Source organism: Bacteroides oleiciplenus YIT 12058 (assembly GCF_000315485.1).
In the GTDB taxonomy this organism is placed as follows: Bacteria; Bacteroidota; Bacteroidia; order Bacteroidales; family Bacteroidaceae; genus Bacteroides; species Bacteroides oleiciplenus.
In genome coordinates this window covers 447,737-470,598 of record NZ_JH992941.1, presented here as the reverse complement: position 1 = coordinate 470,598, position 22,862 = coordinate 447,737, and the positions used below count along the sequence as shown (strand labels likewise).

Sequence of the window (22,862 nt, the reverse complement as noted above, 5' to 3'; positions counted from 1 at the left end):
CAAATATTCTCTATTGTCCCCCTTTCTTTGTGCTTTTTTAACTCCGAAATTCTCGTAGCTAAAGAAAAACAGCCTATTTTTGCCACATTCATTGTGACAAAATAGGTACAAGTAACGTCTAATACAAAAACAGTCAACTAATATTCATCAAACAAACAAAAACAGGAATGAAAATTAAATGCCCTTTGCTGCTCATCATGTTGGTAATATCCTCATTAGTAGCGGCACAGAATGCGGCACCTCTATTCCAGATTAAGGGAGTTCTGCTAGACTCGCTGACTCAGGAGGGAGAACCTTACGCCACAATCAAAATCGTAAAAAAAGAAGCACCTGCCCATGCATTGAAGATGCTGGTGACAGACATGAAAGGTAAGTTCCAGGAGAAGATTCCCGGAACGGGTAATTTTGTAATGACTATCTCTTCTATCGGTAGAAATACCATTGTGAAGGATTTCACAGTGAAAGCAGGAGAAAAAGTCGTTGATTTTGGGACGCTGTATATTACAGATGCCTCCAATGAACTGGGACAAGTAGAAGTGGTAGCCCAAAAACCACTGGTGAAGGCAGATATCGACAAGATAGAGTATAATGTGCAGGATGATCCTGATTCTAAATCCAATTCTGTACTGGAAATGCTTCGCAAAGTACCTTTGGTGACCGTAGATGGCGAAGATAATATTAAAGTGAACGGTAGCAGTAGTTTTAAGGTGTATGTGAACGGTAAGCCTAACAATATGATGAGCAATAACCCTACGGAAGTATTGAAGAGTATGCCTGCTAATTCCATCAAACATATTGAGGTAATTACTAATCCCGGACCTAAATATGATGCTGAAGGTGTGGGTGGTATCCTGAATATCGTTACTATAGGTAGCGGATTGGAAGGTTATACAGCTACATTCAGCGGAAATGTTAGTAACATGGGAGCCGGAGGTGGTTTGTTCGGTACTGTGAAGAGTGGTAAACTGACGGTGAGTGCACGCTACAATTATAATTATAATGACCGTCCACGTAGTTATTCCGGTGGAAATCGCCGTACGGTAGGTGATATTACTGAAGGCTCTTCAGACCTGGACTACGACGGTAGTAGCAAGGGACATGGTAGTTTCCAGTCAGGTAGCATGGAAGCCAGTTATGAAATTGATACCTTGCGTCTGGTTTCTATGTCATTCGGACTCTGGGGTGGTGGAAATAATAGTACCAGCATCAACAATACTCTGGCTACTGTACCCGGCACAAGTAATGAGTTATATCGCTATGTGTCAGACGGCAGAAGTAAGAGCTCATGGTATTCTATCGACGGTGGCGTTGACTATCAACGTATGTTCCATGTGAAAGACCGTATGTTTACCTTATCTTATAAGATCAATACCAGTCCGCAGACCTCGGATTCATACTCCACTTATAATGACATGCATGCAGCTACTGATTGGGAAGACTTCCTGAAGCGTCTGTATGATTTGAATAACGATGGTTCTCAGAATACTACGGAGCATACTTTCCAGGCTGACTATACAACGCCTATCGGCAAGATACATACACTGGAAGCCGGAGCTAAATATATTCTCCGTGACAACTCTTCGGAAGACGACCGTTATGAACGTCAAATAGGAACTACGGGAGATTATGTACTGGATGAAGAGCATAGTTCACATTACAAGCATCAGAACGACATTCTGGCTGCATATATGGGTTATGGGCTGAGGGTGAAGAAGATCTCCGGAAGATTGGGTGTGCGCTATGAACATACCAAGCAGGAAGTGAAATACTTGTTGGGCAGAGGCGATGACTTCAACAAGAACTTTGACGATGTGGTACCTTCTGCAAGTATCGGCTATAAGCTGACGGATATGTCTAACCTGCGTTTCGGTTATAATATGCGTATTTACCGTCCGGGTATCTGGTATCTGAATCCTTATTTGAATGATAGCAATCCTACTAATATCAGTCAGGGAAATTCTCACCTCGACAGTGAAAAGAGCCATTCATTCAATCTGAGTTACAGTAACTTTACTCAGAAGTTCAATATCAATCTTTCGGCGCGTTACAGCTTTACTAACAATAGTATTGAACAAGTAACCGAGCAGGTGAAGGATACGGAAATCGAAGGTTTGCAGAATCCTACTGGTAAAGAGGTACTTTATTCTACTTACCAGAACATCGGTAAGAGCAGAAATGCCAGTCTGAGTGGTTATGTAAACTGGAATGCTACTTCCAATACTCGTATTTATGCTAACCTTTACGGAAACTATACTTATATGGAAGGTGCCAATGGATTGAAGAATGACGGTTGGAATCTGTTTGCCTATGGTGGTGCGCAGCAATCTTTGCCCCATGATTGGCGTATCAGTTTGAATATCTATGGTCAGACACCTTGGATTATGCTGCAAGGAAAGGGTAGCAGTTTCTTTGATTATGGGTTGAGTGTGAACAAGTCATTCCTGAATAAGCGTTTGACATTGTCAGCATTTGCCAGCAACTTCTTTAAGAAATATACGAGTCCTACTTCAAGTATAGAAGGTGTAGGATTTACCCAGGATAGCTGGAATCGGTATACTCGCCAGCGCTTTGGTGTAAGCGTTAGCTATCGTATCGGTGAATTGAAAGCCAGCGTGAAGAAAGCTGCACGTACCATCAGTAATGATGATGTGAAAAGTGGCGGCGGCGAAGGCGGTGGCGGTGGAGAATAATCCATTACTGACATATTCAACAGATTAAAAAAGGGAGCTTAATAGCTCCTTTTTTTAATAGTTTTTCTTGCTTTTGCAAAAAAAATGTATATATTTGCAATTGTAGCCACAAATAAAACTCACAAGCTGCTATTGTCTATGCTAACATGCAGTTTCTGTACATATCTTAGTATACTGAAGCAAGCTGAAAGAAATCATTCTTTTAAAGTTCACATATTGTTAAACTTAAATTCAGGTATTATGAAAACAAAACTGCTGTTTTTGGCACTTGTTGCGATAGCATTGGGTGCATGTACTGATGAAAATGAGGACTTTCCTTCTGATTCTAACGAAGATGTTGTTGTGTTAAAAGAGCGGGATCCAAATTCTCCTCTCATTTTGTTTCAGAGACAATGCACTTCTGCAGAGCCAACAACGAGAGCCACGAGGCTGACTTTTAGCGATTATTTGGGACGTTCATTCAGGGCAACAGCCTATCCTTATGCTGATGCAGAGAACTTGGGCCATGCGGTGATTGATATTAAGAAGCTTGAGGCTGATTATAATGATTACTGTACGGTGAATAGAATAGGGCATAGTGTCATTAATTCCTTTTCCTTTGCCTCTTTTGATAGATATACGGAAAAATCACAAGTTTCCAAGAAGGTGAATAGTGGGTTCTCTATAAATCTTGGCTTATTTAAGATTGGGCATAAAAGAAAAATGACTGAAGTTTTTGGTTCAACAGTAATCAATAATACGCAAAATATATTTGGAGAACTAAATGTTGCGATAGATCAAAACGTCTATGAAATGCAGTACAGCAGTAATATCAGATCGAAAATAATGGAGAACTATCTGACTGCGACTTTTAAGGATGAATTGTATAATACGCCGATGAGTGAGTTCTATAATAATTATGGTGCTTTTGTTCTAAAAAAGTTCATAACCGGTGGGCGGGCTACCGCTTTATATGCAGGTCTTTATAAGCAGGAGGCGACTACTACTGTTAAAGAAAAAGCGTTGGATAATGAGATTAGTGGAAGTTTCAGCTTTAAAAATGTGGGAGCTTCAGCAGACTTAAGCTTTGGTAAGAATTCTTCGGGGTCAGGATCAAGTACAGATAGTGGAGTGACAAATATATCTATGGCTATAGAAACTGTTGGAGGTTCGCCGGCATTTCCTGTTTTTACTATTCCGCAGAAGTTGGAAGATGTGAATATTGACTTGTCTCAATGGATGGCTTCTCTTACGGATACAATGACGCATAGTCTTGTAGATATTGCTGATGAGGGATTGGTGCCTATTTCTGAATTTATTTTGGAGAAGAATATGAAGGATAGAATAGGACTGTATATGAAGGGAGGCAATGGGTTAAAACCTTATTATGAAGAGCCACAAATCATACTTCAATGTGGTAAGAATAGTTGGTGGGATAAGGTGGTAGGATGCTATGCATATTTGTATACTAGAAATCATGAGTTTATTACGTTATCCCATGAGGTTGTTCCTGATGTGGATGTGTGGATTAATACTAAATCGCAACAGCTTAGTCGGTTTTATCGTTTGAAAATTGTATCTAATAAAGGTTCTTCAGACATGGTTGAGCGATATATGAAGGTGTTTGATTATGATGCCCCGCTCATGGAACGTAGTGTCTGCTATAGGGATACAGATGGAGTACTCTACATCTTAGATCGAGAAAATAAAGTTGGTTATTCTGTGCATAGTGATTATCTTTTGGATACTTATGCTATCAGGAATGCAGTTTACGCTCTTCCATCTGTCGATATTTCCTTTGATGAACTGAGTGAATATACTCTTATTGCTCTCTGATATAATTTACATATTAATATGTTGTTTACTGAAGGCAACTGGCTATATATTTGTCAGCTGTCTTCTTGAAAAGAAACTTTGTCTTCTATATAAATATAGAAGAGTTTCTAAAAAGACTACAGGGATTTGTGGAAATACTAGATAGTTTTTGAAAGGAAAATATACTTACCAAGTTCAAGAAGAACTTGGCGCTTGGGGCTTTCTTTTTTATATTAAATGTATATGTATGTGCATATATACAAAGGAAATAAGCCGTCTTATCGCTTGTAACTGATAAATGAACTTTTTAAAATCTCATTTAGGTTACGGTTACAAAGATATACGTTTTTTTGTAAAAACAATACATTTATGTTCTTTTTAACGTAGTAAAAATGAACTTTGGAAGAATGTAATCAAATAAATCAGTTTAGTACTATTAATGCTATCGAATAGAGAGTATTACTTGCAATGTAGACAATACTTATAGTAAAGTGACTTCATTATATAATTCATTTATTCCCATATCTGGTTTTCTACCTATCTATTCTTAGTTTTGAGTCTAATCTTATTCAAGAGCATACAAATTGCTATTATTAAATGAAATTATCTTTTATATGTTATATTGACACACTTTCTTTCTACCCCCTTTTATAACTTATCAAAATATCGTCTCTATAGAGCATAACGACAAGATAAAAAGCATTTAAAAATGTTCTTCTTGAACTAGCTATTTCTAAGACTGGGATGCTGCTTTTATTTACAAAATTAATGTAAGTGAGAAGTTGTATAAAATGTTTTGATGTGACTGGTTGGAAGGATATGTTTAATAGCTTATTCACATTATAAAATAACGAATATGCCAAATGCAAAAAAAACGCTTTCATTGGTGAATTATTGCATTGTATTTCTTGTATGCTACTTTTGCAATAATTCAAAGTCGGAGGGTACTATCAGAGTATCAATCCTCTATAATGATGCCGTTTTTAATGATAATTTCATGCTATCACCTGTTCCTCCCTTTTGAAGGTGTTCGAAAGGAGAGAGGATAATCTTCCCTACTCTTCTATTTAAAGGATAAAATGACAAGTTGTAAATTTAGGCATATAGGAATTATTTGTCTGGAAGTACCTATTATGTCTCGACTCGGGATTTGCATATTTATAATCTTTTGGGGAATTATAGCAGCTTGAAATGGGAACTTATCATTCAACTACTTTTTCGTATGGATTTATTATAGGTTTCATTTATTTATATGTATTGTAGAATTTATTGATTGCATATAGGGATTTCTTTTAGCGAATTGTAGAATATTATGGATTGCTGATTTGTATATTTATTAATTAAATTTGTTTGAATTATGAGAAAATTGTATCGATGTCTATTCCTGCTGAGCGCACTTGTCTTGGCTGGGGGAATGTGGAGTTGTTCTGACGACGATGACGAAACAGAAAGTGTTGTTATAACACAAACAAGTACGGATGAAGCGAGCGAAGTGTATGCGACTTCTGCTACGTTTAAACTGGCTACTATGGGGGTGGAATCTTTTGCCTACCAGGTAGTGGAAGGTGCTGATGCCACTGCACCCGCAGGAGAAGTGATTTATGCTGAAGCACAGGAAAATAATACGATTATTTCTGCGGAAGATGGTGATAACGAGGTTACAGTATATGGCTTGGAGGGGAATAAAACTTATACTGTATTTTTTGCATTGAAAAAGGGCGCAGAGTATATTGTAAAGTCGCAGACGATTACTACGCCTGCTTATACACGCCTTATAACGATTATAGACACAAAACCTTATAGTATAAAAGTGCATATCGAAGTTCCGGAAAGTACTTATTATAAATTTACTTTCGGGCGTCGTGATATGTATCAGGCACAGAAAGATCAATTTGGAATGACTGATGGGGACTATGTGTCATATGGAGAGTTATATAAGGGCTCTAAAACAATATCTTTAGTTGATGGTGAGTATCTGGAGGAAAATCCGGAACCGAATGTAGATATGCCTATTCAAGTGTTGCCGGGTTATCCTTATGTTATATTAGTAGCTGAATGTGATGCGGATGGCAATGTGTTGTGTGAGTATGATTATGGTGGTGGCGGAGATGATTGGGATTTGATGAAAACGACCCGGTCGGCCACTGCTCCTCTTACAGATGGGTATACTGATAAATGTTCTGATGAAGGGGCAACTTTCAATGGAAAATATGCTAAGCAATATCTTTATGGTGGTTCTACTTTGATTGAAAGTAAAATTGCTATTGAAACGACAAAAATAACGGAACGTACGGCTACTTTTACTATTGTACCAGATGAGGACGTTGTCACTTATGTTGTTAATGCAATGCCGTTGGAAGAGTATGAATACTACGTTACTTTATGTGGTGAGAGAGGTATGCCTACATTTATGTTGACTGGTAGTGAAATGTATACGGGTTCTCAGATTATGTCTACAAATCCTGATGCCCTTCCTTTCGAAAAGGGTGGAAAATACAAATTGATAGTTATAGGTACATATAGTGAAGATTATAGCATACAAAGTATGCAAACTATAGATTTCACTCCGTTTGAATCTACGAAGCCAGCAGCAAAACTGGAGATTACTCCTAAAGAAGATCCGGACGGAAGCCCGTGGATGGTATGGTTTAATATCAAAGCTTCGGATAAGAACTGTTCCTATATTAAGTATTTGATGAACTATATGAAAGAATGGTATCCTATGCTGAACTCCGGTACTGATAAAGAACAATTGATGAAGTCTTATGGTAACTATGTTACTGAAGCGGAAATCATTGATGCTATCAATAGTAATGAGGGGTATGATATAGGTTTCACTTCCTGGGAACATATGGAGTCAATGATAATGGTGGCTGCTTTCAATGAAGATGAAAAGATGTCAGTATATGAAGGTAATTCAACATCTTTGGCAGAAAAAAATAAAGAACGGGTGGAATCCTCACTCTTTAATGATCTGAAGGGAGACTGGACTGCTACATGTCAAGCTCAATGGCAGGATTATGCCGGAGATTACGATCAGAAAATATCATTTAAGATTACTCTTGATGGTAAGCCGGAACAGGGGCCTTCTTCTGTTAGTGCTATGGCACCGGAAGATTACAATGCTCTTTTTGATTACTTTAAGAATAGTGCTATGAATAACGGACAGACAGAGACTGAGGCTACGGCATACGCGAAGACAAAAGTTTCCGAGTTGTTTGATGAATATAAGTCGGAAGCTGTGCGCTATGCAGATAAGTATAGAGGCCAGAATCGTTTAGTAGGATTAGGCTTCGATGCGGCTCATGAATATAAGAATTCCTGGGACCTATTCTGTGATCTGGATTATTCGGCCTATGATACGGAAGAATTGTTCTATGATTATGGTCCGAAATTCTTTTTGGAAGTGAGCAAGGATGAGAATGGTAAAGACAAGATTGAGTTGAATGCTGATCAGAGCAGGGTTGCTCCACTTTCGGCATGGCAGGCTTATGAAATTAACTTCTTAGGTTATAATTCTGCTAATTTCAATAATGCTCCTCTAGGTCGTTTCCCGGTAACTATATCTGAGGATAAAAACACAATTACTATTGGTGGGCTTGAAGCTGACGGTGTGTTGTGTTATCCTTCTCCTGCTTACTATGTGATGGCTAATTACTATACTTTTGTTTCACAAATTACTTCTCCAATTACTCTGACAAGAGGTTGGACAGGTGTAAAAGAGAACGGAACTTCTGCTGTGAAGGCTACTAATTTGGCTGCCGACAGTAGCAAAAAAGGCAATACAAACCGTAAGGGTAACCGTTTCATGCGTACCAGTTTGCCTTGGACTAAGGATGGTGTATTACCGTTGATGCCGGAGACTACTATAAAGTCTGCTTCTTTAAAAGAAAAAATCCAAAAGAAAGCGGCTGAGGTACATGCCAAGATGTCTAAGAAATAGCGGCAAACTGTGAAAACTATTTAAAGGATGCACCGGAATTATTCCGGTGTACCTTTTCTGTTATTAATTAAGAAATACTTGATATGATGAAGAAAATCAGTTTCTTAATAGGGGTATTCTTCGTTTTTTCTACCCTTGTGACCTATGCTCAGGTATTGCCTGATGTAAAAGTCGAAAACACTCGAAATGAAATAATTTCTACAAAAATATTAGTGGACGGAAAGCCTTTCATCCTTTCTTTCTGGGGAGTGACTTGCAAGCCTTGTATCACTGAACTCAATACGCTGAATGAACTATTGGAAGAATGGCGTGAAGAAGTAGATTTTAATATTGTTGCCGTATCTATTGATGATAGCCGTTTTACGGCTCGTGCCCGGTCTATGGCCAAGGGATTTGGGTGGGATTTTATCTGTTTGTTCGATAAGAACCAAAATCTGAAGCGAGCTATGAACGTATCTCTTACTCCGCAGACTTATATTGTGGATGGGAATGGTAAAATTGTATATTCACATTCAGGCTATACTCCCGGTAGCGAACTGGAATTACTGGAGAAGCTTAAAGAACTGCAAAAAAAATGAGAAAACTATATGCAATGTGGATGTTGGCCTGTCTTTCTGTGGCTCAACTCAATGCCCAGGAATCTAATAAAGGCCAGTTGACGGGAAGCCTGGAGAGCAACAGTATCTATTATGTGGAAGATACAGGTCTGGATGCCGGTTCTTCCGTAAACCCTGATGATCATTTTGGTTCAAACAACTATTTGAAACTGGACTATAGCTATGGTAAATTCTCTGCCGGTATTCAGTTGGAAGGATTTTTACCTGCTTTGCAAGGGTATGATTATGCTGTTTACAGTAATGGCAAACGTACGCTTTTAGGGGCTAAATATGTGAGTTGGCAAGATGAGAATTTTGGTTTCCGTGCTGGTGATATTTACGATCAATACGGTAGTGGACTTGTGTTTCGTAGTTACGAGGATCGGGCTTTAGGCTTCAATAATTCTATTGAAGGCGTGCAAGGGCGTTATGAATATAAAGAATATGTTCGTTTGAGCGGGCTATATGGACGCCCCCGCCTTTATCTGGATTATGCAGACAGTTACGTCCGCGGATTTGATGCCAGTGTTTCACTTTCTTCACTTCTGGGTTTACAGAATATGAATCTGAACGTAGAAGGTAGTTATGTAAATCGTTATGAGGATTTGAAGGAGAATGCCGATTTAATTGATATTCTTACCACCTCCAATCTTGATATGTTTTCCGGTCGCATTAATTGGGACTGGAACGATTGGACTGTACGTGCTGAATATGTGAGTAAAGGGAAAGACCTGCCTACTTCTGTCAGTGCAAATATGGTGGATGGAAATGCAATCCTGGCGGAATTGGGATATAGTCATAACCGTTTTAGTGTATTGGGCACATTCCGCCGATTGGAACACATGAATACGATGCTTACGTTGATAGGTGAAGGTGCCGGTAATGTGTTGAACTACCTGCCTGCCCTAACTCGTCAATACACCTATATGCTGGCAAACCTTAACCCTTATCAGGTGAATGCCGAAGGTGAAACCGGAGGGCAGATTGATGCCTATTACTCTATCCGTGGTGACAAGCAGCGTAACGATTACTGGAATTTCCATGCTAATTTCTCCACATTCTATTCGGATAAAGATCTGACGGGGGAAAACCGTCTTTTGTGGCGTGATATAAATGTGGATGTAGAACATCAGTGGAACAAACGGTGGAAAACGGCTTTGCTGGTATCCGTGCAGGAATGGAGTCCGAGTCATGGCATGCAGGATGTGACCTATGCTTCAAATATCTTTGTACTGGACAATACGTATAAGTTTAATAAGAAGACGGCCTTACGTGTAGAGGTACAATATCTCTACTCTACAGATTATGAGAAGGACTGGGCGGCAGCTTTAGTGGAATTGAGTCTGGCTCCCCGCTGGAGTTTCGCCGTAAGTGACATGTGGAATCATGGCACTACGGACAAGCATTATTATAATGCTTCTGTCAGCTATACACAACATCGCACCCGCTTGCAACTGAGTTATGGGCGTAACCGTGCCGGATTTGTCTGTTCGGGTGGAGTATGCCGTTACCAGCCTGCCTATACCGGTGCTAACCTGACGTTAACAACCAGTTTTTGATAACAATATGTAATACTAAAAGAATTATAGAACAAATGATACATTTAAGTAAATACTTATATTTGGCAGCTACTATTATAATAGTTGTCTTTTCCGCTTGTAGTGGAAATTCCAATGATGAACCGGAGAACGGTGGAGGTAACGAAACCGGTATTTTGGTACTGCGTACTTCGGTCACTGTGATTGAAGCAAATGGGCAGGATGCGGCCGCCTTTACTGTAATGAAGGGCAACTCCGATGTTACAGACAAAGCTATTATTTATAAAGCTTCGGCTGTTTATGGCAATACTTCCTTTTCTTCCGCTACGGAAGGGAGCTTTCAATTTTTTGCCAGCTATAACGGCGAGATTTCTGATAAGATCACAATACAGGCTGTAAGTGGCATACCTTCTTTGCCATCTGATCCGAGTGCGAGCACTTTTGAAGGATTTAAGCAACGCGTATTGGCTGTGCAGGGCACCAGTACAGGATGTGCTTATTGCCCTTATATGATTTCCGGTATCAATATCTTCTCCGAAACAGAACGGGCAGCCAGCACTGTGTTTGTTGCAGTACATACTAATATTAATGAAACAGATCCGATGACTAATGAGGCTTCTCTAGCCATTATCAGTGCTGCGGGAATGAACAGCTTCCCGGCTATGGTGATAAACATGGATAAGAATATGTCTATCGGTTCCAATTATCCCCAGCAGATATCCAATACTATTTCTACGAATGTGAGGCTGGCTTTGGAAGAGCCTGCCACTTGTGGAATTTCAGCTGCCGTAAGCGGAACAGAAGCTTCCGGTAAAGTGAAAGTGCAGGCTAAAATAAAAATAGGGGCAGATGCCGATTACCGTATTGCTGCCTGGCTGCTGGAAGATGGTATTCAACATGCACAGGCTAATTCTACTGATGTCACTTTGGAATCTCCGATGATCCATAATAAAGCTTTGCGTGCTGCTAATTCTACTTCCCCCGCAGCCGGTGTTTTACTGGGTGGACGCACCGGATGGACGAAGGGTGAAAAAGCGGATTTCTTCTGCGAGTTTAATATTGCGCAGGCAGGCATCAATAATCTGGGTAAATGCCATGTTGTGATTGTTGTTTCCAAACCGAACTCAGCGAACCGTTTTACTGTTGACAATGTTATTGATTGTCCTATCAACGGGAGTGTTGCCTTTGAATACAAATAAAAACTTAATTCACCAGATATGACTAAAATGAAAAATCTCAAATTACTTTTCCTGTTCGCTTTATGCTTACCTTTCGTGGCAGGCTGTAGCGATGATGATGAAGAAGCTCCTTACGTGGAAGTTTCGCAATCCTCGTTTACGGAGCTGGATGCCACGGCTACTACATTAACCTTGAAGATAACATCGAACGCTTCCTGGACAGTGACTTCGGATGCTTCTTGGTGTGTGCCTTTAAAAACTGGTGGTGAAGGAACTGCCGATGTTCAGTTGAACATTGCTGAGAATACAGATAGAGGTGCACGTACAGCCAGAATAACCGTTGCAGCGGCAGGTGGTGTGTCGTCTCAAACTATTACGGTTAGTCAGAAAGTTGTTGTGCCTGATGATAATTATCACTATAAGTTACCTGTTGTTTTTCATGTCATCTATTCCAGTAAAAGTAATACGAAACAGTATGTGAAGACGGGCTGGCTGGAAACGATACTTGCTGATGTAAATAAACTTTGTAAAAGTAGTGGCGTGGACTTGAATATGGAGTTTGTACTGGCTACTGAAGACCCTGATGGCAATAAGATGGAGGAACCTGGCGTACATCGTATACAATGGGCCAATGCCCGGCTTAGCTGTAGGGAATTTATGGGATATACAGCCAATACACCTCAGAAGTATATTGACTTGATGTGGGATCAGGACCGTTATATTAATGTCTGTCTTTATACTTTCACTGAAGAAGGGGTATTGGGAATTTCTACTTTCCCTTACACGATTCAACCGGACCATTTGGAAGGTCTGAGTGTATTGGCATATGAGGTTGATTATACCAATATTCCTTACCCGCATTGTGTCAGTATCAATAATGATTATATTTATGATCATGATGCGTATTATAGCAGTTCTGATATTGTTGCTACATTGACACATGAATTGGGGCATTATTTAGGACTACGTCATGCATTCTCGGAAAATGACGAGGATCAGACGGGAAGTTCAGACTGGTGCATTGACAGTGACTTCTGTGAAGATACTCCGACATATAATAAGGCAGAGTATGATGACTATCTCCTGAAATATTTGGGAAATAGCGGCACAATGACGCAGGCAGACTATAAGGTTCTGGTGATGCGTAATGACTGCAAACATCCGGGTGTGACTTTCCGTTCGACTAACGTAATGGATTATGCCATTTCTGATGCAGACCGGTTTACGGCAGATCAGGCAACGCGTATGCGTTATGTGATGTTGCGCAGCCCGTTCATTCCGGGACCGAAGATTCGCACTCCGGAACAACAGCAACCGTCCAGTCGTACTCCGATTCATTTTGAAATGAAAGCTTATGAGTAAATGAAAAAGTAGTGTCCTTATCAACTAATTCTTGATAATATAGAATTTCCCCTTTCGCTATAAGTGCGAAAGGGGAATTTTTGTTTATAATATCCTGATGGCTTTTAATTATTCCGGATACTTCAGACAACTCACCGTACCATCCATTGTCATAACGATTATCTTTCCTTTTCCAGCATTTGCCAGGGAGGTAATGGCCGAATGAGAAACTTTGTGAGACCACGCGATGCCGCTTCCATTTGTCTTCACAGCATGGAGTACGCCAAACTCAGTTGGAATGAATACCAGCTTTTCCGTTGTTTCCATGCGGGTAGGAATGAAGTTACCCTCGTAGGGCATCAGTATATTCCAAAGAGTGGTATACTCACCATGCGAAATATCCACAGCAGTGATGTTATTCTTGATTCCTTTCACGTACATGGTTTTTCCATCGGGAGAAAAACCGAGAGATTCCCGGCCTTTAGCTTCATCCGAAGCCCAGAGGATTTCTCCGCTTCCGGGTTGAAATGCCCGGATGAAGTAATCGGAACTGAGGACAATGACCTGTTCGGCTTTCTTGCCTTGTTCGGTATAAGGCAGTACTACAGGCCAGCAGGCACCCGGTGAGAAGTATCTGCCCCGTTTAGTATCGAATTCCCAGACTTTTTTTCCGGTCTTCCGGTCGATGGCATAGAACATGGCTCCCCAGGTTCCTATGTATACGCGTTCCTTGTCTATGGCGGGGCGTGCCTCTATATAGCCATGCAAGCCATCACAAGTCCAGTTCACGGTGCCGTCCACCAGCTTTAGTGAGTAGAACTTGCCGTTACTGCTACCGATGTAGATGGTTTCGTCGGCAACAACAGGACAGGCCACAATGGGATAGTTGGTGTTATGTTTCCAACGTACAGTACCTTTTTTCTTGTCCAGCGCATAGATGAAACCGTCACAAGAAGAGACGATTACGAGTTTCGGAGTGATGAAAGGAGCGGAGAAGATTTTGTTTCCGGTGGTGTAGGTCCACAAGGTTTTTCCATTGGTGGCGTTGAGCGCGTGAACCACACCTGCGGTATTGGTGTAGATGTACAGGTTGCCGTCAATGCTGGCTTGTGAGGCTACGTCTGTTACATCTTTGAGTTTCCACACCTCGCTGATCGAAGGATATGCAGTATTGATGGCAAAATCCGGGCGATAGTAAACTGTATCCTTTTTCTCATCCAAAGATGCCAGATGGATGGTGTTCCAAGCCGGTTGGGTTTCGGTCTTGATGATACGTTCGCAGAATTCCAGTTTGCCTCCGCGCAGGGTGACGAGATTATATCCGCCTATCGGGTCCTGTCTTCTCAGTGAGGAACGACCTATGACGGCGGGAATACCTTCTGCATCATAAGCACGGTTCACGTGCAGGTGTCCGCCAAGTATGGCCTGAATATTGCGGGTTTTGAGAATATCCACTACCTCATACCAGTTGCTCAAATCCTGATTGATAGGAAAATGGTTGATGAAAATGACAGGTTGTTCAGGAGGAGTGGCGCGCACAATGGAATCAAGCCACAGGATTTCTTCGCGTGGAATGTGCGGTGGTCCCATACGGAGGCTTGGTCCGGCACCACAACCTATAAAGCGTACTCCTTGCCAGTCATGATAAAAGTGGGATGCCCGGAAAATCTTATCGAACATGGTACAACCATTCTCGCTCCAATTCACATCATGGTTGCCGGGAAGCAGGAAATAGGGCTTACGGAAATTCTTCAGAATCTCCTGCAGCAGATAGAATTCTTTCGTATCGCCGAATTCCGTTACATCGCCACTGAGAATGGTAAAGTCCACATCAGGATTGGCATTGATGTCTTCAATGGATTGCCGCAGGTCATCTTCGGCATAGGCGAAAGAATTGAGATGTACATCGCTGAGCCAGGCGAAAGTAAAGGCTCGCTCCTTGCCGTCTTGTCCGTAGGAGAGGACTGACAGCGCCATCACGCAGATGGCCAATAAAACTCTTTTCATAAATTTGGGGGTATTAGTAAGTGTTACCCCCAAAGATAAAGAGTTTTAGTGGTATAACCAGCGTTCATAATCAACTTTTTCGTAAAGTGGTGCGATGGTGACTTCTGTATTCGCATCTTGCTTCCCAAGTAGGAATTTATCTACAAAAGCTTCTACTTCAGGATATTGGTTGGTGGGTAATTGGCAATGCCCATGTCCGCCTACGATGGAGAAGCCCATTCGGTCGGCGATACCGAAGGTTTCCCATACCTTGCGGGCGGCGCGGCAGGAGACGTAACCCGATTCGTCTGCCAACCATACATAGTCCGGATTGCCGAGAACCAGTAATGCACGTGGGGCTATCATGGCACACAGTTCGTGATGGTCATACGGTAGTTTTGATACATTTTCTTCCTTATATTGGAACATGCTCTCCTTAAACCAGGCATGGCTGGTCCTGCCTAAAGTTTCCACTTCACCCAGAGTTTCGGAGACACGCCAGGCTGCTGCGCCACCGCCCCCCGGTTCCTGAGCGATGGTGAGTGCGATACGTTCGTCGAATGCTCCGGCAAAGAGAGCCATTTTTCCGGCAAAGGAACAACCGGATATTGCTAGTCGTTTAGTATCTATCTTACTCTTTTTCCCTACAATTTCCAATCCGTCGATAATGCGGCTCACTCCCCATGACCAAGCACAATAAGCCCCCATGTCCGTGCGGTCGGGATACAGTTTGTTGATGGGTTCGTTGCCGCGTTTTTGAGTGTGCGACATGACCTGTGTGAAGTTGAATGCAATTTGCGCTATGTTGCGACTTGTGAAGATAGCGGGAGGGAGGCTGCCTGTACCTCTACCTATTCCGATGATAGCCGGGAAGGGGCCTTTGCCTTCAGGATAAGTGATTTTTGCTTTAAGAATGAGTGTTTGTCCGTTCACCGTTACATTTACCCTGAGAGTATCATCCACTATATCGGCAGTAATATCTTTTCTGGATACTACGGGTTTTTCGCCTATTTCATAATGTTCTATTTCGCGGGCTATCTCAGCACGGCGGCGGCTCCAGTCCTTGAAGTTGGTGGAACGGCCGCTTCCGTCGGACCATTGGAAAGGATCGGTCAGTGTTTTGACTACCGGCAATTCATCAATACCCGGCAGCACGGGAGCCGGATTCTTTATTCCTGTGTTTTCCACATTATAAACGAAGGGAATTTTCTGTGCGGATGCAGAAGTGCCCATACCCAGCAGAATAATCAATGCCAATAAATGTGTTTTCCTGTTTTTCATGTTTCTATTTCTTTTAGAGGTTTACTTCTATTGGCAAAGATAGGCGATGTTTCTTTTGCTTGGGCAGGAGGATGTTACAGATACTTTCCGTGGTGTTACATCATTAGAAAGAAGGCATTATTTTTTCTCTAATGTAGAAATGATTCTTGCAGGCATGTTTTATTTCGCCACCTGCCTATCGGGATGTAGTTTATCAGGCACTTTTTCTTCGTTTCACTATAGTATCCCTTGCGTTACACTATAGTTATACGCAAGGGGCACTATAGTTATCCTTGCGTATAACTATAGTGTAACGAACTAAGAACAGGCAATGAGGAAAGTCTTATTGGGCAATGAAAGAAGTCTAAACAGCATCCATAAGATTACTTGAATCCTAACTTTTCTAATCCTACTTGTACGTCCGGATGACTCATGAAGAGCTTCCACAGTAATCCGGTGCGATAGTTTTCTATCATTACGGCGATGGGGCCTTGGTCGATGGCAAGGTAGCGTTGCGGATACCAGTTGTCCGTTTCACTGAAAGCATCGTAAAACCCGTATGGGCCGAATACCTTATCGCCCATTCCGTAAAGATGGCGCATAACTTCCAGTGAGTATTCCGGAGTATACACGATGGACGAAAGGGCGGCGGTGGGAGAGATAACTCCATAGTCACTCTGTTCGTTCGGAGCGTGTGCGGCATATCCTTTGACGGAGTAACTGGCAGTCAAGCCCCAGCAATTGGCGCCGAAACCTTTCCAGCCTTTCGGATTGCGAATGCAATAAGCACGGTTGATTAGGGTCAGATTACGCATTTCGTTGAAATAATCGGTGCAGTATTTATCTTTTAAGTCCGTCGGGTTCAGTCCAAGGAAAGAATAATGTGCCCAGAAGAGAGGACCGGCTTTACAACCTTGGTAGCGCAAGTGGAGTTCGATGTCTTCTACTTTATGTGGTTCTACGATGGCACCATTCTCTGCCCAGCCTTCATGATAGACGGCAGCAGGAACCCCATGTGTGGGGGATGCGGCTGCAAGGATGTACATGATGAGGCACTCGTTGTAACCATGTACGGGGAAGTTCATCTCCCAACCATACTCAGGACTCCAATGCCAGTAGAGAACATTTTGGCCGTTCTGGCGGTAGAAGTTCCAGTCTACATCACGCCAGAGGGTATCGATACGCTTGGCAAGAACTTGTTCCCCGGCAGAACCATTGATATAATACTGGTGTACGGCAAGAAGTCCTTGCATCAGAAAAGCAGTTTCCACCAGATCACCACCATTATCTTTTTGTCCGAAAGGTTTTACTTTACCGGTATCTCCATACCACCAATGCGGATAAGCGCCATAGAAGCGGTCGGCTTTTTCGAGGAATGAAACGATACGTTCCATGCGAGCGAGCCCCTCGGCACGGGTAACGTAACCGCGGTCGATGCCTGCAAGCACTGCCATAATACTGAAACCGCTGCCTCCGGTGGTAATAACATTCTTGTCATTTTCGGGATAGACACCATCCATGTGGATACGTTCGCGTGCCAGTCCGCTGTTGGGCTCGGCACCGTCCCAGAAATAATTGAACGTTCTCCTTTGCACGGTATCCATTAGGGCTTCGTTGCTTATACGATCCGGCTTTACATTCGGACTTTTACATTGCGTAAACCCCAGTAACAGTGAGAGCAACAATAAGCTATATCGTATTTTCATGGGAATGATTGTTAGAAGGTTAGTTTAACGAGTACGGGATAATGGTCGGATAAGAAACCATTGTCCGGCGTATCCTTAATGACACGGTAGCGGTCGATATTTGCTTCATTAGTTGTGAAGACATAGTCCAGCAATACACGCTCTTCCATTGGCAGTCGGCCGAAATCATGGAAAGTCCATGACGGACCATAGGCCACAGTTGCCAGCTTTGCTGCATTCTTCATTTCATTGTCTTCCAGAGTTTGTAAAGGCTCTTCTCCGGGAATACAATTGAAGTCACCTGTAAGAATGGCGGGTGTATGCGGGGCTATTTCCTTCATTTTATTCAGAATTAACCGGATACCTTCATTGCGGGCTACTTTCCCGTCATTATCCAGATGGGTGTTGAAGAAAACAAGTTTCTTACCATTACTTTTCTCTTCCAATATAGCCCAGGTGGCGATGCGGTTATAAGATGCATCCCAGCCTTTTACACCGATGGTTTCGGGATGTTCGCTAAGGGAAAAGTTACCATATTCCACCAGTTTGAACCGTTCGGTATTGAAGAATATCGGACAATATTCTCCGGCTTCTTTTCCGTCGTCACGTCCCACGCCGAGTGCAGTATATTGAGGAAGACCTTGTTTAAGGTCTTCCATCTGGTTGTGACATACTTCCTGCATACCCAACAAGTCCGGCTGATAGTATGCAATCATCTGGCAGACATTATCCTTGCGGTACTTCCAGTTGTTGGCACTGTCCGAAGGTGCATCCAGTCGGATATTGAAGGTCATGACGTCCAATGGTTGTACGCTTGATACGGACGAGTCCTTGCAACCGCAGAGAAATAATAGCAGACTTGCTATGCCGATGTATGTTAGGTTTCTCATATCTTTCTTATTTTAATATCAGACGGGCTGTTTTTACCACTTGGCTATTCCCGCCGACCATCAGGTCGAAATCTCCCGGTTCGGCTACGTAGTTGAGGTCGTAATCATAGAAGTGCAGCAGGTCCGGAGTGATTTTAAAGGATACCGTCTTGCTTTCACCCGCTTTGAGGAAAATCTTCTCGAAGCCTTTCAGTTCTTTGACCGGACGAGTAATGCTTCCTACCAAATCGCGGATATAAAGCTGTACCACTTCCGCGCCGTCACGCTTTCCGGTATTGGTTATCGTAACTTTAGCGGTAACAGAACCATCTTGTCCCATAATTGGTGCACTCAAAGTGATGTCGCTGTACTGGAATGTGGTGTACGACAAACCGTAGCCGAACGGATACAGCGGATCATTGTCTACATCCAGATAGTTGGAACGGAATTTCTCAAACCATTTGCCTGCCGGCAACGGACGACCTGTATTCTTATGAGCATAATAGATAGGTATCTGCCCTACATTCTTCGGGAATGTCATCGTCAACTTACCGCTCGGATTAACATCACCGAACAACACATCGCCAATCGCATAAGCCGCTTCACTACCACCAAACCACACATTTAGGATGGCAGGTACGTTTTCCTGTTCCCAGTTCAACGTCAGCGGGCGACCGGTGAATAGAGTCAGCACTACGGGTTTGCCCGTTTTCAGTAATGCTTCCAGCAGGGTGCGTTGCACGTCAGGAAGATCAAGATTCGTACGGCTTGAACTTTCACCGGTCATCTCGGAAGATTCGCCCAGTGCAGCTACAATCACATCGGCATTGGCAGCTATTTTCAGGGCTTCGTCCAGTAATTCCTTATCCGTACGGTTGTCGCGGTTCAGCGAACGGCCGAACATGGTGGCGCGTTCTTCGTAAGCTGCGTCACTGATAAGATTGCTACCTTTGGCGTAAGTGATGTTTACTTTGCCAGCCATCATTTCTTGCAGGCCCTCGTATACGGAAGGATAATCTTTCAATCGGGCGGCTACGCTCCAGGTGCCCGGCATATTGCTGCGGGTATTTGCTAAAGGACCGACAACGGCAACAGTTCCTTTCTTTGCCAGTGGCAATACGGGGTTCTGACCTGTTCCGGCAGGTTCATTCTTCAAGAGGACAAAGCTTTCGGCAGAAATCTTGCGGGCAACGTCGCGGTGTTCCTTTGTGAAGATGTCGCGTGCAGGACGCTTCAGGTCGCAATATTTGTAAGGGTCATCAAATAATCCCAATTTATATTTTGCTTCGAGGATGCGGCGGCAGGCAGTATCCAGAGTTTCCATGCTTACCTTGCCTTCCTCAAGAGATTTTTTCAGGGTTCCCGAGAAGCCTTCGCTCACCATATCTAAGTCTACCCCTGCGTTGAGAGCACGTGCACTGACGGTTTGCAGGTCACCGATGCCATGCTCTACCATTTCGGCAATGCCGGTGAAGTCGGTTACAACGAAGCCGTTGAAGCCCCATTGCTTACGTAATACATCCGTCATCAGCCAGCGGTTGGCAGTGGCGGGCACACCGTCGACCTCATTGAAGGAAGCCATTACACTACCTACACCGGCTTTTACGGCAGCTTCATAAGGGTACATATATTCGTTGAACATGCGGTTGTGACTCATGTCTACTGTGTTGTAGTCGCGTCCGGCCTCGCTGGCTCCGTACAAGGCAAAGTGCTTGACGCATGCCATAATTTCGTCATTTCGTTTCAGTTGCTCATTTACATCCGTACCCTGAAAGCCTAATACCATTGCACGTGCGATGGCGCCACCTAAGAATGGATCTTCACCGTTTCCTTCACTAACCCGTCCCCAGCGTGGGTCGCGACTGATGTCTACCATCGGACTGAATGTCCACATAATACCATCGGCCGAGGCTTCGGTGGCTGCAATGCGGGCAGATTTTTCGATGGCTGGCATGTCCCAGGTACAAGATAGTCCCAAGGGAATGGGGAATATGGTTTCGTAGCCATGTATCACGTCCATACCGAATAGTAAGGGGATGCTGAGGCGTGAATGTTCTATCGCCAGTTTCTGTACGTCGCGGATTTTTTCTACTCCTTTCAGATTGAGGAGTCCTCCTACAAGTCCTTGTTCTACCTTCTTGGCTACATCACTGTTCTTAGCTTGACCGGTTACAATCTCGCCGGAAACAGGCAGGTTCAACTGTCCTATTTTCTCTTCCACAGTCATCTTCTTCATCAAGGCATCAATGAAGCGATCCATATCCTGCGGAGATTTTTGTGCCTGTACGGCAGCAGTGCTAAGAAACGCTGCTGCCAACAGAACACTTGTCCTTCTGAAAACTTTCTTCATACACTTATATAAATTGAGAATTGAAAATTGAAAATTAAAAAATGGGGAGTTGAGCATCAAGAACCAAAACTTTGAATGCTCGACTCCCCATTTTATTAATAGTTTGGATTCTGTACCAGTACGCCCTTCGACTTATCTATTTCCGTTTGCGGAATAGGCAGATAAGCATTCTTATCCTGATAGGTTTTGCCGGCTGCTGCAAGTACTTCTTTAGCAGTACCCCAACGCACGAGGTCATAGAAACGTCCCGGTTCGAGCGCCAACTCTACGCGGCGTTCGTGCATGATGGCTTTGCGCAGTTCAACTTTATCATTCGTAGTCACCTCAGGCAGAATGTCTGTATCCAGACCGCGGGCATGTGCGCGCACCATTTCCAGATATGTCTTGGCTTCACCCGGCAGATTCTTTTCATTGGCAGCTTCGGCAGCCATCAACAATACATCTGTGTAGCGGATAAGGCGGATATTTACCCAGAAACCACCTTTGGTATATTTCAAACGTAATGACGGTTCGGTGTATGCCTTCTTGTTGAAATAACCACCCATACCCGTAGAAACAGGTGACTCACCGTAAGGCTTGTTGGTATTGGCTTCCGTGATGGGTTCATCAATACTGCGGCGGAAGTAGAGCAAGGTAGCATCCTTGCGCGGGTCGCCCGGTTCAAAAGCTTTGCCCAGTTCGGTGGTAGCCATGTGCCATCCCCAACCTAAGTTCCAGTCACCGGAGCCACGTACGCCCTGAACCTCGCAGAACTGGCTACCAATGGTAAGGCTGTTTTTCAGTGCATCGGTAGATTCGCATTGCAGTTCAAAGATACTGGAACCGCAGTTCTCACCTTCCACTGTAAAAATCTTATCTACCGGAGTATCGAGGTTATAAAGTCCCTTACCGATAACTTCTGTAGAAAGTTTATACATATTGTCCCAATCGTTACGCTGCATGTAAGCACGTGCATGCAGAGAACGCACGGCACCCCATGTGGCGCGGCCAGTATAGTTGGAATCCCATTGCAGTGGCAGGAGTTTTTCAGCTTCAGTCAGGTCACTATCAATCAGTGAGTAGATCTTATCGATGCTGCTCTTAGCTACATTCGCTTCAGCAGAGTCCACTACTTTGAAAGTAATCAGAGGAACTTCACCCCAGGCACGTACCAGATTGAAGTAGCAGTAGGCGCGGAAGAAAAGGGCTTCCCCTTTATTGCGCATCGTCTCGGTATCGGTCTTCCCTTCTTTTTCAATATCATCCAGCACTTCGTTGCATTGGAAGATGATCTTATAGTTCTGAGTCCAGTAGGCACCCATTGTTCCGTTGGAAGGAGTATACTCGAAATCATCGTACATAGCTGCCACATCGGCGCCATCGCCTGCCGAACTACCTTTTTCCGAGTCCTCGCTGCGTGCCATTTCTATCATGAAGGAAGGAATGCCGGCAGTGATGTTATAGCTACGCATCAGGTAGTACACATTATAAATCTTTCCGCCTAAAAGGGCGTTGGGGGCGTCGTCTTCCGTGAATTGTCCCAGTGGATCGCGGTCCAGGAAGTCGTTACATGAACTGAATGAGATGGCTGCAGAGCCAATCAACAGTGACAGGATATATTTTTGTATCTTCATGTTTTCAATGTTTAATGAT

General features: G+C 43.2%; 13 protein-coding genes. 7 read left to right on the top strand and 6 right to left on the bottom strand.

The genetic code is table 11. The annotated features are described in order from the left end of the window. Positions 1 to 167 precede the first annotated feature (167 nt). The 7 genes from HMPREF9447_RS09965 to HMPREF9447_RS09935 all read left to right on the top strand — a co-directional run bounded on the left by HMPREF9447_RS09965 (position 168) and on the right by HMPREF9447_RS09935 (position 13,101). Positions 168 to 2,690, top strand: coding sequence for a TonB-dependent receptor domain-containing protein (locus tag HMPREF9447_RS09965; protein WP_009129596.1), 2,523 nt, complete (start codon positions 168 to 170; stop codon positions 2,688 to 2,690). A gap of 240 nt (positions 2,691 to 2,930) precedes the next feature. Beyond that, positions 2,931 to 4,505 (top strand): MAC/perforin domain-containing protein, encoded by a 1,575-nt coding sequence (locus tag HMPREF9447_RS09960; protein WP_009129595.1) that lies wholly within the window; start codon positions 2,931 to 2,933, stop codon positions 4,503 to 4,505. A gap of 1,336 nt (positions 4,506 to 5,841) precedes the next feature. Then, positions 5,842 to 8,427: a hypothetical protein gene (locus HMPREF9447_RS09955; RefSeq protein ID WP_009129593.1), complete on the top strand. Its 2,586-nt coding sequence runs from the start codon at positions 5,842 to 5,844 to the stop codon at positions 8,425 to 8,427. 83 nt (positions 8,428 to 8,510) lie between these two features. Beyond that, positions 8,511 to 9,005, top strand: coding sequence for a TlpA family protein disulfide reductase (locus HMPREF9447_RS09950; protein ID WP_009129592.1), 495 nt, complete (start codon positions 8,511 to 8,513; stop codon positions 9,003 to 9,005). After that, positions 9,002 to 10,582: a DUF6029 family protein gene (locus HMPREF9447_RS09945; RefSeq protein ID WP_009129591.1), complete on the top strand. Its 1,581-nt coding sequence runs from the start codon at positions 9,002 to 9,004 to the stop codon at positions 10,580 to 10,582. The genes HMPREF9447_RS09950 and HMPREF9447_RS09945 overlap by 4 nt, the downstream gene beginning before the upstream one ends. Positions 10,583 to 10,617: 35 nt before the next feature. After that, positions 10,618 to 11,760: an Omp28-related outer membrane protein gene (locus HMPREF9447_RS09940; RefSeq protein ID WP_009129590.1), complete on the top strand. Its 1,143-nt coding sequence runs from the start codon at positions 10,618 to 10,620 to the stop codon at positions 11,758 to 11,760. 18 nt (positions 11,761 to 11,778) lie between these two features. Then, positions 11,779 to 13,101: a zinc-dependent metalloproteinase lipoprotein gene (locus HMPREF9447_RS09935; protein WP_009129589.1), complete on the top strand. Its 1,323-nt coding sequence runs from the start codon at positions 11,779 to 11,781 to the stop codon at positions 13,099 to 13,101. A 108-nt stretch (positions 13,102 to 13,209) separates the two neighbouring features. On the opposite strand, the gene HMPREF9447_RS09930 is transcribed toward HMPREF9447_RS09935, so the two are convergent. The 6 genes from HMPREF9447_RS09930 to HMPREF9447_RS09905 form a co-directional block, all read right to left on the bottom strand. Next, positions 13,210 to 15,087, bottom strand: coding sequence for an outer membrane protein assembly factor BamB family protein (locus HMPREF9447_RS09930; RefSeq protein ID WP_044137973.1), 1,878 nt, complete (start codon positions 15,085 to 15,087; stop codon positions 13,210 to 13,212). A gap of 45 nt (positions 15,088 to 15,132) precedes the next feature. Next, positions 15,133 to 16,347, bottom strand: a complete 1,215-nt coding sequence (locus HMPREF9447_RS09925) for an alpha/beta hydrolase family protein (RefSeq protein WP_009129587.1) — start codon at positions 16,345 to 16,347, stop codon at positions 15,133 to 15,135. Positions 16,348 to 16,709: 362 nt separating this feature from the next. Beyond that, positions 16,710 to 18,032, bottom strand: a complete 1,323-nt coding sequence (locus HMPREF9447_RS09920) for a glucoamylase family protein (RefSeq protein WP_009129586.1) — start codon at positions 18,030 to 18,032, stop codon at positions 16,710 to 16,712. Between the two features lie 11 nt (positions 18,033 to 18,043). Then, complete coding sequence (locus HMPREF9447_RS09915) at positions 18,044 to 18,901, bottom strand: endonuclease/exonuclease/phosphatase family protein (protein WP_009129585.1); 858 nt, start codon at positions 18,899 to 18,901, stop codon at positions 18,044 to 18,046. 7 nt (positions 18,902 to 18,908) lie between these two features. Beyond that, the gene (bglX, locus tag HMPREF9447_RS09910) at positions 18,909 to 21,230 is read right to left on the bottom strand and encodes a beta-glucosidase BglX (protein ID WP_009129584.1); all 2,322 of its coding nucleotides are present in this window, start codon (positions 21,228 to 21,230) and stop codon (positions 18,909 to 18,911) included. Between the two features lie 95 nt (positions 21,231 to 21,325). Beyond that, positions 21,326 to 22,843: a RagB/SusD family nutrient uptake outer membrane protein gene (locus HMPREF9447_RS09905; protein WP_009129583.1), complete on the bottom strand. Its 1,518-nt coding sequence runs from the start codon at positions 22,841 to 22,843 to the stop codon at positions 21,326 to 21,328. Positions 22,844 to 22,862: the final 19 nt, after the last annotated feature.